Origin of the sequence: Helicobacter aurati (assembly GCF_003364265.1) — a bacterium.
In the GTDB taxonomy this organism is placed as follows: Bacteria; Campylobacterota; Campylobacteria; order Campylobacterales; family Helicobacteraceae; genus Helicobacter_A; species Helicobacter_A aurati.
In genome coordinates, this window is the sequence record NZ_NXLW01000014.1 from 15,486 (window position 1) to 27,193 (window position 11,708).

11 protein-coding genes are annotated in these 11,708 nt (G+C 35.9%); 8 read left to right on the forward strand and 3 right to left on the reverse strand.

Features of this window, described 5'->3' with window-relative positions; translation table 11 throughout:
- The first annotated feature begins 212 nt into the window (after positions 1-212).
- The 5 genes from CQA66_RS09610 (at position 213) to CQA66_RS07060 (ending at position 5,272) form a co-directional block, all read left to right on the forward strand.
- Entirely contained in the window at positions 213-1,418 is a 1,206-nt protein-coding gene (locus tag CQA66_RS09610; RefSeq protein WP_115582579.1) for a DUF2972 domain-containing protein, read from the forward strand.
- Positions 1,312-1,584 (forward strand): DUF2972 domain-containing protein, encoded by a 273-nt coding sequence (locus tag CQA66_RS09615; RefSeq protein WP_104763628.1) that lies wholly within the window; start codon positions 1,312-1,314, stop codon positions 1,582-1,584. Before CQA66_RS09610 ends, CQA66_RS09615 begins: the two co-directional genes overlap by 107 nt.
- Before the next feature lie 25 nt (positions 1,585-1,609).
- Positions 1,610-4,027 carry a PEP-utilizing enzyme gene (locus tag CQA66_RS07050; protein WP_104763627.1) on the forward strand — a complete coding sequence of 806 codons (2,418 nt, stop codon included), beginning with the start codon at positions 1,610-1,612 and terminating at the stop codon, positions 4,025-4,027.
- Positions 4,028-4,088: 61 nt separating this feature from the next.
- Positions 4,089-4,523: a hypothetical protein gene (locus CQA66_RS07055; RefSeq protein WP_104763626.1), complete on the forward strand. Its 435-nt coding sequence runs from the start codon at positions 4,089-4,091 to the stop codon at positions 4,521-4,523.
- 11 nt (positions 4,524-4,534) lie between these two features.
- The gene (locus CQA66_RS07060) at positions 4,535-5,272 is read left to right on the forward strand and encodes an RsmE family RNA methyltransferase (RefSeq protein WP_104763625.1); all 738 of its coding nucleotides are present in this window, start codon (positions 4,535-4,537) and stop codon (positions 5,270-5,272) included.
- Positions 5,273-5,276: 4 nt separating this feature from the next.
- On the opposite strand, the gene aroQ is transcribed toward CQA66_RS07060, so the two are convergent.
- Entirely contained in the window at positions 5,277-5,771 is a 495-nt protein-coding gene (gene aroQ, locus CQA66_RS07065; protein ID WP_104763624.1) for a type II 3-dehydroquinate dehydratase, read from the reverse strand.
- Positions 5,772-5,910: 139 nt separating this feature from the next.
- Here aroQ and ispG point away from each other — a divergent pair, with 139 nt between their 5' ends.
- Both ispG and CQA66_RS07075 read left to right on the forward strand, forming a co-directional pair.
- The gene (ispG, locus tag CQA66_RS07070) at positions 5,911-7,002 is read left to right on the forward strand and encodes a flavodoxin-dependent (E)-4-hydroxy-3-methylbut-2-enyl-diphosphate synthase (protein ID WP_104763623.1); all 1,092 of its coding nucleotides are present in this window, start codon (positions 5,911-5,913) and stop codon (positions 7,000-7,002) included.
- Positions 7,003-7,026: 24 nt separating this feature from the next.
- Positions 7,027-7,608, forward strand: a complete 582-nt coding sequence (locus CQA66_RS07075; RefSeq protein ID WP_104763622.1) for a hypothetical protein — start codon at positions 7,027-7,029, stop codon at positions 7,606-7,608.
- A 61-nt stretch (positions 7,609-7,669) separates the two neighbouring features.
- On the opposite strand, the gene CQA66_RS07080 is transcribed toward CQA66_RS07075, so the two are convergent.
- Positions 7,670-9,862 carry a ribonuclease J gene (locus CQA66_RS07080; RefSeq protein ID WP_104763621.1) on the reverse strand — a complete coding sequence of 731 codons (2,193 nt, stop codon included), beginning with the start codon at positions 9,860-9,862 and terminating at the stop codon, positions 7,670-7,672.
- A gap of 3 nt (positions 9,863-9,865) precedes the next feature.
- Positions 9,866-10,771 carry a 16S rRNA (adenine(1518)-N(6)/adenine(1519)-N(6))-dimethyltransferase RsmA gene (gene rsmA / locus CQA66_RS07085; protein WP_104763620.1) on the reverse strand — a complete coding sequence of 302 codons (906 nt, stop codon included), beginning with the start codon at positions 10,769-10,771 and terminating at the stop codon, positions 9,866-9,868.
- Positions 10,772-10,923: 152 nt separating this feature from the next.
- Here rsmA and hisF point away from each other — a divergent pair, with 152 nt between their 5' ends.
- On the forward strand, positions 10,924-11,685 hold the full coding sequence (hisF, locus tag CQA66_RS07090) for an imidazole glycerol phosphate synthase subunit HisF (RefSeq protein ID WP_104763619.1): 762 nt from the start codon (positions 10,924-10,926) through the stop codon (positions 11,683-11,685).
- The last annotated feature ends 23 nt before the right edge of the window (positions 11,686-11,708 follow it).

Below are 11,708 nucleotides of genomic sequence, written 5' to 3' on the forward strand. Positions count from 1 at the left end.
CAATAGTTTAATCGTCATAGCGTAGAATAGTATAGTCAGATTCTGAGTTGCTATGTATTATTGTGTGGAATTTGGGATTTTAGAGAACGTGAAGTTTGAAGTATCATTCTTGAAATGGATATGGAATTTGATGCAAGATGAAACTTGCATGTTGATTCTTATACCAAGCTAGCAGATCTATGATAGTTAGAAATTGTTTAGGAAGGGAATAAATGGGCATAGCGAAGTCTCGAACAATTAGACTCCTTAAAGAAAAAGGGTTGTTTTATTCATTGTTGTATTTTTGTAAGAAACGTAGCAACAAAGCGATACGAATATCACAACGATGTTATTATCAATTGCTTTGGTGTTTTTATAAAGAGATACCTAAAAATTATCATGGAATCTTAATTTATAATGGAGTAACTGGCGGAGGGGCTCTTACGAAATTTTTTGAGAGAAGTGCGGGTATTACGACACCAAATCCTTGGATGAATCCCCATTTTAAAAATATGATTAACTATTATGCTTCGCAATATCGGACGGCTAAAGACGAGACAAAGGGAAGAATAATGGTATATGGGAATCCGGGATTTGATTGCTATACCGATAAAGAACTTGCAAAATTCTTTGCCCTTTTAAATAAAAAAGTACCTGTTGTGTTTCTTGTGCGCGATCCGATTTCACGATTGAAAGCCTATATTAATCACGGTGCTGATTGGTGGGAACATAGAAGTGACGTTTTTACTTTAATGCACGATCCAAGCAAAATTATTAATAGAATCTCTTATCATGGCACTCGCGATGAGGAACAACGTAAATATCCCACTACGGAATCCATTAAAGAGTTTTTCACTCGCTCTGATATTTTTCTTTATTTTTCACTTACACAAAAGATTCCCAATGCTAGCGAAATAATTTACATGGATATGAGTGAAATTAACAAGGAAAAGATATGGCAGACTATGAATACTCTTAGTCAGAAATTTTCTTTGCCTAAACCGCAACTTAAAGATAAGCCTTTCTTTGAGCAAAAGATTTGGGATTCTACTGCGAAAATATTACCGCTCACTCTTTTTGCCCATCCTAAGCACATTGGGAAGAGTTATACCACTGATTGCAGCATATTGTATTATCAGGTGTTTTATCGAGATAAGATTCTTAAAGAGGCAGGTGAGGGCGGCATACGATTATTTATCACAAAAGATTCAACATTCAATAACAAAGAATCTCAATCTGTGCGTTATAAAGATATTACACAAGAATTATTGGCAGATACAATAAAGACTGATATATATATATATATATATATCTTATACGGATTATGCAATATTGCAGGGCAATACAGAGCTCTTTACCGCTTGCAAAATGTATATGCAGAAATTTATGCGAGCTTTGGAAGAAAGGGTGAAGTTAGAATCTCAAACTCTTGTGTGTGAGGAACAGGTGTTGGAGTATCTTCAAGAAAATCAAGATATAGCTAAAAAGCTGCAAGCCATTTTCGACTATGAACTACAAGATATTCGTAGAGTAAGACCGGATATTATCAATTCATGGCAGTATTATTTGAGGTTTCAAGATATGGTAAAAACCATTGACAAATAGCATAGGGAATTACAAGGATAAAAGCATGGAGACTCTTAAGTTTAGCACTAAGGCGCAAAATCTTCAAAATTTGCAGCATAGATTGCGAAGTGCGAAGATTCTACCTTTGTGTATCACATCTATGGAAGAATTAGAATCTGATTTTGATGCGGTGTTAGAAAAAATCAAGAATCTTGCAGCAAGCAAGCTTATCATCCGTAGTTCTTCTTTTTGTGAAGATAATATGCACACATCAAATGCAGGAGCTTTCCTAAGTCTTGCGAATGTGGCTGTGGATTCTTTAGAAACATTGCGAGAGTCTCTTTATAAGGTTGGACATTCTCTCCCGAATCCACATGATGAGATACTTATTCAACCTATGTTAGAAAACATTGTGATGTGCGGAGTTGCCTTTAGTGTAGATAAAGAAAATACGGCGCCTTATTTTTGCATTAGCTATGATTGCAGCGGTTCTAACGAAAGCATTACGAGCGGAAATTCGAGCGAGATACACAACTTTTATTTTTTTCGTGATGCAAATAGCAGTTCTTTTGGTGCTACTGTGCCTCCTTTATTGTCTAGGGTTATTGCAATGATTCAAGAGTTAGAGGAGATTTTTCATTGTAAAACCTTGGATGTAGAATTTGCTTTTAGCGCGCAGGCAGGTGATTTATTGGATTCTATGCAGCATGATTCTTGTCAATTGTATTGCCTGCAAGTTCGCCCGCTTGTTATGGATAATAAACCCTATCTTTTTGAAAATGTCAAAGTAAGAGCATTAGAAAGGTTGGCAAAACGTATCGACGCGATGAATGGCAAGCAACCACATATACTTGGAGATAGAGCTATTTTTGGTGTTATGCCCGATTGGAATCCAGCCGAAATCATAGGATTGAAGCCTAAAAGATTAGCACTTAGTCTTTATAAAGAACTCGTTACTGATTGCATTTGGGCTTATCAAAGAGATAACTATGGCTATCGGAATCTACGTTCTTATCCGCTTATGCACTCTTTTTTAGGGATTCCCTATATTGACGTTCGTGTGTCGTTTAATTCATTTATTCCTAAGAATCTTGATTCTGTTATTGCAAACAAATTGGTGAATTATTATTTAGAATCTCTTATCAAAGAGCCACAATTACATGATAAAGTGGAATTTCATGTTGTTCTTTCTTGTTATGATTTAAATATCACTTCTAAATTAAAAAAACTTCTGGCACATGGTTTTAATGAGAATGAAATTAAACGTATTGAGTTTTCTTTATTAGAACTTACAAATAATATTATTGTTCCCAATGAAGGCTATTATGTTAAAGATTTATTAAAGATGAAAGAGCTTGAAGCGAGATATGCGCGGGTTGTAAATTCTGATATTCCACTTTATGATAAGATTTATTGGTTGATTGAAGATTGCAAGAGATTTGGCACTCTTCCTTTTGCTGGCGTAGCAAGAGCAGCATTTGTTGCGATGCAGCTGCTTAATTCATTGGTTGAGATAAATTTTCTTACTTTACAAGAGAGAAATGATTTTCTTGCTTCTCTTAAAACCATTAGCAAGGAGCTTGCTTTTGATATACAAAATATCCATAATCTAGGCTTAGAATCATTTTTGCAAAAATATGGACACTTGCGTGCGGGCAGCTACAACATTCTCTCTCCACGTTATGATGAAAATTTTGAAGGCTATTTTGGCAATATTCAAGTCGATTCTTGCTCCACAACACCATCTCCATTACAATCCGTAGAATCCACATTTAGTCTTACTCAAGAGCGAATAGATCAGCTTGATAAGATTCTGCGCGAGAACGGGCTAGTTATTGATGCAAAAGGATTGTTTGCTTTCTTTAAAACCGTGATTGAAGGCAGAGAAAGTGTGAAATTTGCTTTCTCTAAACTGCTTTCAAAAGTCTTAAGTTTGATTAAAGATTTAGGATTAAAGCTTGCAATAAACCCAGAAGATATGTCTCACTTGGATATTAAAAGTATTCTTTCTTTGTATTCTTCTCTTTATAAAGAGAGTCCAAAAGAGCGATTTCTAAATGAAATAGAATCTCATAAACAGGAGTTTATGCTCACCCTTGCATTGAAATTGCCTTCGTTGATTCTACAAGGGAGAGATGTTTTTAGCTTTTATGCGGCGAATGTTGTGCCGAATTTTATTACGACTAAAAGTATCATGTCTGAAGTTATTGCTATTGATCATGCTGATGCTAATAGTAAAGAGCTATTAGAAGGGAAGATTATCTGTATTCCTTCAGCTGACCCTGGTTTTGATTATCTTTTTACAAAAAATATAGCGGGATTAATTACTTGTTATGGTGGGGCAAATTCCCACATGGCTATTCGTGCTTCGGAGTTAGGATTGCCTTCTGCGATTGGAGTGGGAGAAGAGTTGTTTGCTAAGATTTGCAGAGCGAAACGTATACGTCTTGAATGTGAGAGTTGTCAAATTTTTTGCTTCTAGTTACCAAGAGGCGAGTAAGACATAGATATTGGTGGTTTGTGGTATTTTAGATGAGGTTTGCATGGGTGTAGAGAACATTATTTTAGACACAGAGGCATATTTGCACGGCGTTTTTTTACATGAAGTTTTTGCTTGTTTATTGGTATTTCCTTATATTGCGTATCTTTATGTGCTTATGAGATTCCGAACTTTTTTACAGCTTAATCATAGAATCTTTTTGATTATGCCTCTTACATTTTTGCTATTAGGCATAGCCTTAGTGAGCGGAATCTTCTTATTGGCTATGCGTGGGTTTGTTTATGATACGAAAATTATTCTTATGTTGCTAGTGTTTGGAATTTTGTTATTTGGTGAAATATATCGCCTAAAGATTCTTAGAAAGGCAAAAATAAGCAGACAAGCTATGCAGCGATATGTGCGGAAATGTTTGATGATGTATTTGACGTTTTTTTTCCTACACATCGCGCTGATAGCTTGGTGTAAAATATTTCCTTAACAAGTAGTTTTATGCAGTTTTTCTATCATAAAGATGCCAAAAATCCCCATATCACTCTTAGTTCTGAAGAAACACATTACTTATTTCGTGTTCGTAGATTCCAAAAAGGCGCGATTCTTTCTGTCCGCAATTTAGAGGACAATGTACTCTATATTTATCAGCATGTTCCTAGTCATACTCGTAGCAAGCAGGAGTGTTTTCAGCTTATTGAAGCAAGATCATCTGATTGGCAAGATTCTTCGAAAGGGTTATCGCTTATTCTAGCAATAATTGATACTAAGGATATTTATGATGTAGTACCTATGTTAAATGGACTTAATGTTGCTTCTCTTATTCTTTTTTATGCGGATTTTTCACAGAAAAATAGGATTGTGAATAAACAAAAAATTTCTAAAATTTTACAATATTCTTGCATGCAATGCGGTCGTACAAATCTTATGAATGTCGATGTGTGTCAAGATTTGCAAAGTGTTTTAATGAAGTATCAAAATGCCTGTTTTATTGACTTTATCCCGATTGATGGTGTCCCAGATATTTCTAGTATAGAATCTCTTCCTAATGTAGAACTAGCAAAACAGGCACAACAAGGCATAATTATTGGACCAGAGGGGGGATTTACACAAAGGGAAAGGCAAATATTACAAACAAGAGTACAATATTGCTTGCAAACACCTCATGTATTAACTGCCCATCTTGCTGGCGTGTATATTGCAAGTTTATGTTGCAGCCCATGTGTAAGTTTGGTATAAGTTTCTACGGGTTAGGTTGTGCACCGTTTTGCTTCAAAGCTTTGATTTCATTTGCAACATTAATAATTGCGATAAGTGCCAAATGATAGCTAAGAGGTCCAAAACCAGAGATGATTCCTACACTAACAGCAGCGGTAACGCTTGTTCTACGTTCTAGCTCTCTTGCATGTATGTTACTTAAATGTGCTTCAACGACAGGTAATCCTGAAGCCACTATGGCATCTGCAATTGAAATAGAAGTGTGTGATAAACCACCCGGATTCATAATAATCCCTTCAAAATCTCCTCCTACGCACTCTTGCAATTTATCGATGATTTCTCCTTCAAAATTACTTTGGAAAAATTCCAGTTCTATATTTTCACCGTTAGGTGCTTTTTGAGACTGTGCAAAGTTTTTCATGTTTGCGTGAATTTGTTCTAAAGTCATTGTTCCATATAGGCGCGGATCTCTATGCCCAAGCATGTTGAGGTTTGGTCCTTGTATCACAAGAATTTTCATAAGCAACTCCTTAAGAAGCAAAATTAAAAGTAGAGATTCTATCAAAAAAAAGTAATGAAATGGAGAATATCGCTTACAGGCGAAACTTTGGGAATTTGTGCTAAAATTGAAACCTTATAGAAAGTTTTAAGGGAAATTTATGGAATCTAATAAAATTCGACCTCGTTACCCCACTAAAACAATCTTTGTTGGTAATGTTGCAATAGGTGGGGATTCGCCAATTAGCGTGCAAAGTATGACTTTTAGCAAGACACACAATATTGCTGAAACAAAGGCACAGCTAGACAGACTGCAACTTGCAGGTGCAGATATTGTCCGTTTGGCAGTTCTTACAAAAGAAGATGCTTTTGCATTAAAGATCTTAAAAGAAATGACAACATTGCCACTCATAGCTGATATTCATTTTAAATATAAACTCGCATTAATCGCAGCACAATATGTGGATTGCATACGTATTAATCCGGGAAATATCGGCTCAAAGCAAAAGATTAAAGAAGTAGCCGATGCATGCAACGAACGTAATATTCCTATTCGCATTGGCGTTAATGGTGGCAGTCTCGAGAAAGAATTTGAACAAAAATATGGGGCAACACCTAAGGGAATGATAGAATCCGCACTCTATAATATTAAACTTTTGGAAGATTTTGGTTTCACTAATATTAAGATTTCTCTTAAAGCAAGCGATGCCCCCCGCACTATAGAGGCTTATGAATTATTGCGTCCTTTAGTTCCTTACCCCTTTCATTTGGGGGTTACTGAAGCTGGAACGATTTATCATTCTACGATTAAAAGCTCCATAGCATTGGGTAATCTCCTTATGCAAGGAATTGGCGATACCATGCGCTGCTCTATCACAGGCGAATTAGAAGAGGAGATTAAATTAGCAAAAAGTATTTTGCGCTATTGCGGCAGACAGAAAGAGGGTATTACGATTGTATCCTGCCCTACATGTGGTAGGATAGAAGCGGATTTGGTTAGCGCGATAAAGAAAGTAGAGCAAAAGTTACTGCATATTAAAACGCCATTGCAAGTAAGTGTTATGGGTTGCGCTGTAAATGCGTTAGGTGAGGCAAAACATGCTGATATTGCTATTGCGTTTGGGAATAAAATTGGGCACATTATTAAAGATGGTAAGGTATTAGCAAAGTTACGTGAAGAAGACATTGTTGATGTGTTTGTTTATGAAGTAGAAAAACTTGCAAAGGAAAGAGAGCAGCAAAAGCTTGAATGAAATTGAGTAATGAGGAAGGGGAGAATGTATGCAAAGAGAAGATTTGTAAATATTTTTTTTAAGATTCTGCTATTCTATTTATTCCCTGCAAGTAATTGCATTGTTAGCAAGGAATGTGCTGTAGCCTATGCCAATATGTTTCAAGTTATTACTTTTCAAATGGGATTATCGCAAGGTACCAATAAGGGATATGGGTTTAGCTTAGGAGCAATGTATCTTCCTTTTGATTCTCGCACATGCGACAATATTACTATTTTTTATGGAATAAAATATCGTAATAGTTGGGAAGATAAACCAAAAGGAGAAAATTATATTTCAGGAATAGATTTCTATTTCCATCCAACAGGAGATAATTTGTTACAACGTTTACTTGGTGCACAATTTGTAAAGAGCACCCAATTTAACTTCATTGGTTATAACTTTGGGTTTGGTTATTCTAGTTTAGAATCAAGGAATGATACTTATGTAAATAGAGGATTCTATATGCAGATAGGTCTTATTCTTGTACCTTGGAGTTTTTTAAATATGGAGATTCTCTATCGCCGGCATTTTTACAATAATGACAATAGTTTCAATGAAGTAGTATTAAATTTTAATATTTTATAATCTTTAATTATTAGTGTTTATAGTTTGGTTAAATGACTTAAACAAACTATATGGAGAGGCTTTAGAGATTGGTAAAATTACCATGATCGTTGAAAATCATTTCAAGCGGTTTGTCATGCTTGTCCCTTTCTTCAGCTTTATGATGATCAGTAATGAAATCAAACTTCTGTGAGGGTTTTGTTTTCACTACATTGTCAAACAAAACATTGACTAAGATTGCTGGATATTTCTTGAATTTTTTGAAAAGTAGCTTACGTAAAAAACCAAATAAGTTATTTTCTAGTGTTTTAGAATCTTTATAGAGACTAGATTTCGCGATTGCTAAGTGCGCATTTATAGCGTCCATAGTGAATTTTACTAATTCTTTTTCTTCTTTTTGCCCTATGATGCCAAACACGTTGATTCTGTGTTCAAGAATTTTTTGTTGTTCTTGATTGATATGGAGTGTTAAAATAAAGATTCCATCATTTGCAAGAAGATTGCGCTCATTGATTATTTCGTCATCTAGGATTCTATTTGCTTGATTGTCTACAAAAGTTTTACCTGTCCGCACTGATTTTACTTTTCGCATATAATTCGGATTGACCTCGATTTGGTCGCCATCTTCCATGAGATAAATGTTTTTTTCTAGAACGCCGCAAGCGATTGCGGTTTGTTTATGTTTAGCGATATGATTAAATTCACCGTGCACGGGCAAAAAGAATTTAGGTTTGATTAATCGCAACATTAGTTTTTGCTCTTCTTGAGCAGCATGCCCGCTAACATGGATTTCACTAAAGTCTTGATAAGCTACTTTTGCTCCGGCTTTCATAATGAGGTTAATAACTGCCGAAACACTCCCTTCGTTGCCCGGGATAGCTTTAGCAGAGAGGATAATCATATCTGTAGGTTTAATTTTAATGTGTCGATGCTCATCGGTTGCCATACGATAGAGCGCGCTCATAGTTTCGCCTTGACTTCCTGTTGTTACGATTAAGATTTCTTCATCTGGATATTGCAAAACTTCATGCGCTTCTATAAAGACCTTGCTAGGCAGATCTATATAGCCCAATTCGCGTGAAATTTCTAAATTTTTTTCCATAGATCGTCCTATTACAGCGACTTTTCGGTTGTGCTTTAATCCATAATGTATTGCTTGATACACCCTGTGAATATTAGAGCTAAAGGTGCTCATAATCACTCTGCCTGCGGCGTTTTTAAATAGATTGTCAAATGTCGGTCCTACACTCGCTTCGCTAGGCGTTACTCCAGATTTATGTGAATTTGTAGAATCACTAAGGAGCAACATAACACCTAGTTCTCCGTAGTATGCCAATCTGTGTAAATCGGTAGGCAAATTGTCAATAGGAGTATGATCAATCTTAAAATCTCCCGTGTGTAGAATAATCCCAGCCTCTGTGCGAATCGCAAGAGCGGAGCTGTCAATAATGCTATGTGTAATATGAATCCACTCTACTTCAAAATCACCAATCCGAACAGGCTTTCTTTTTTCTACGATGTGAAATAGTTCTTTGCATTTTTTTAATCCATGCTCTTCGAATTTACTGCCCACAAGTCCTAATGCCAAAGGTGTACCATAAAGTGGAAATTGGAATTGCTTATAGAAATAGGGCACAGCACCTATATGGTCCTCATGCGCGTGAGTGATTAACACTGCGATAATTTTGCTTTTAATACTTTCGATATAGTGAAAATCAGGGATGAGAATATCAACTCCTGGCATGCTTTCATCTGGGAAACTCATGCCGATGTCAATAACTATTGCGCATGTGTCTGTTTCGATTATTGTCATATTGCCGCCAATCTCTCCTAGTCCCCCAATAGGTGTTATCCTGACTTTTGCGTTTGTTTTAAGGTTTAGTTTGTGATGTGGATTCAGTGAGCCCTTTTGAATCTTTGTGTTTGCTTCTACCCCCCTTTTTAGGTCTTTATGAAAAGAGAGCGTTCCTTTTTCTGTGGGAGTTTGTACTTTGCGCGTTCCATCTTCATGTTTTTCATGATTCTCATTATTGTCTCTATTTTTGCTTGCATATTTATTTTCACCCACCCATTTTTTCTGTGTTTCTGTATTGGCATTGCGAGCTACTGAATCTTTCTCGGTTTTGAATTTGAAAGTCCTTTTTTTGCCTTGTTCTTTAGAGTTTTTAGTCAGATGTTTGTTTGCAGTACTGTTTTTTCGTGTACTTGCGTCCTTTTTTTGGTCTTTTGAATCCTTGTTTACTGAAAGATTATCACGATTTTCTGTATCGTTCATTTTTTATCCTTTATTAAGAGTCAATGTAAAATCTGCTATTTTGCAATATTGCTCAGAGGATACTTCATGTGCGCGTATGGTCTCTGGGAGATTAAAAGCATCAAAAATCTCCTGTGTGCCAACTCTACCTAACCAATCCCATTTAGTTAAGTTAGAAAAAAGCTTTTTTCTTGGCGAAAGAAATGCGTATTTTAAAATAGATTCTAAATGCACGGGAAGCAAATCTCTTGTTCTCTCAAAACAAAATACCGCAGAATCTACCTTTGGCTGCGGTATAAAACTTTGTGGCAACACATCAAATAAATAGTGAATTTCGCCTAAAATCTCGGATATGACACTTAAAGCACAATATTCCTTGTTATGCACCTTAGCACAAAATTTCTGTGCGACTTCTTTTTGTGTCATTACAAGGAATCCTGTACATAAACTATCCCTAAGTGTTTGCAAAATAATCGATGTTGCAATATAATAAGGCAAATTTGAAACCAAGAAATATTCGCTTTCAAACAAATAACCATTACCACTTCGAATATGTAGCGCATCTGCTTCTAAAATTACAACTTGTTGAGCAGTTAATTCATTTGCTAGATTCTGCTTTGCTAAGGCAATAAGCCTTGTATCAATTTCATAACATAATAATGGATATTTGAGTGCTAGTCTCTTAGTCAAATCACCCAAGCCAATCCCTATTTCAATCAATCTTATTTTTTTTTGCAAAATAGATTCTCCAATGTTTGAGGGAATGGCGTGGAAGATTTGTTCTATTATGGTCGTATCAGATAAAAAATTCTGCCCCCAATTTTTCTTAGGGAGAATATTTCTAGTCTCTCTCCTTATGGATTTATTTGTATATTTTTTGTTATTTATATGGTTTTTTGTTAAAAATAGGTCGTGTGCAAAATTTTGCATTTTTGCCACTCCTTATGCCCTAAATCAAAATGTTTTATGAAAATAAGTGATGAATTGCTTTTTTAAAAATTCAGAATCCAAATATTATTGATAGTATATAATTTTCATTTATGATTATAACAACGTTTTTTAAACTATGACAAGGGCAATTTATGACAAATTTAGCAAAAAGAATTATTCCCTGCTTGGATATAAAGAATGCTAGAGTCGTGAAAGGTGTGAATTTTGTGGGGTTACAGGATGCAGGCGATCCTCTCGAAGTTGCCAAACAATATAATGATTCTGGTGCAGATGAATTGGTATTTTTAGATATTAATGCGACTTTTGAAGAAAGAAAGACTACTTTGAATCTCATTGAATCTATTGCAAGAGAAGTCTTTATTCCCTTGAGTGTTGGCGGTGGAATTAGCACATTGCAGGACATATCAAATCTGCTCAATGCAGGCTGCGATAAAGTAAGCCTTAATTCCGCCGCACTAAAAAACCCTTCTTTTATTCAAGAGGCTGCACAGACTTTTGGCTCTCAATGTATCATTGTGGCAATTGATGTAAAACGTAGAGAAGACCTAAGCTTTGGCGTTTTCTTGTCTGGAGGTAGAGTCGATAGCGGTAGGGATATGCAGGAATGGCTTGCAGAGGTAGAATCTTTAGGGGCAGGAGAGATTTTGCTAACTAGTATGGATACTGATGGGACGAAGGCTGGATTTGATTTGGAAACGTTGCAGATTGCTATGCAGGCTTGCAAGCTCCCGCTTATTGCTAGCGGCGGTGCTGGAAGCATGAAGGACATTTTGGAAGTATTTGAGGCTGGAGTCGATGCAGCACTTGCCGCGAGTATTTTTCATTATCAGGAAGTCGAAATTATGGAATTAAAGAGATATTTGCATGAACATGGAATCTGTGTGCGCTTATGAAGCTACAAGACTCATTCTTTTAT

Bases quoted from the DNA above. Each gene is read 5' to 3' on its own strand.
- rsmA (WP_104763620.1), bottom strand. From the start codon at position 10,771: ATGCAAAATTTTGCACACGACCTATTTTTAACAAAAAACCATATAAAT.
- CQA66_RS07080 (WP_104763621.1), bottom strand. From the start codon at position 9,862: ATGAACGATACAGAAAATCGTGATAATCTTTCAGTAAACAAGGATTCA.
- CQA66_RS07050 (WP_104763627.1), top strand. From the start codon at position 1,610: ATGGAGACTCTTAAGTTTAGCACTAAGGCGCAAAATCTTCAAAATTTG.
- ispG (WP_104763623.1), top strand. From the start codon at position 5,911: ATGGAATCTAATAAAATTCGACCTCGTTACCCCACTAAAACAATCTTT.
- hisF (WP_104763619.1), top strand. From the start codon at position 10,924: ATGACAAATTTAGCAAAAAGAATTATTCCCTGCTTGGATATAAAGAAT.
- CQA66_RS07075 (WP_104763622.1), top strand. From the start codon at position 7,027: ATGTATGCAAAGAGAAGATTTGTAAATATTTTTTTTAAGATTCTGCTA.
- CQA66_RS09610 (WP_115582579.1), top strand. From the start codon at position 213: ATGGGCATAGCGAAGTCTCGAACAATTAGACTCCTTAAAGAAAAAGGG.
- CQA66_RS07060 (WP_104763625.1), top strand. From the start codon at position 4,535: ATGCAGTTTTTCTATCATAAAGATGCCAAAAATCCCCATATCACTCTT.
- aroQ (WP_104763624.1), bottom strand. From the start codon at position 5,771: ATGAAAATTCTTGTGATACAAGGACCAAACCTCAACATGCTTGGGCAT.
- CQA66_RS07055 (WP_104763626.1), top strand. From the start codon at position 4,089: ATGGGTGTAGAGAACATTATTTTAGACACAGAGGCATATTTGCACGGC.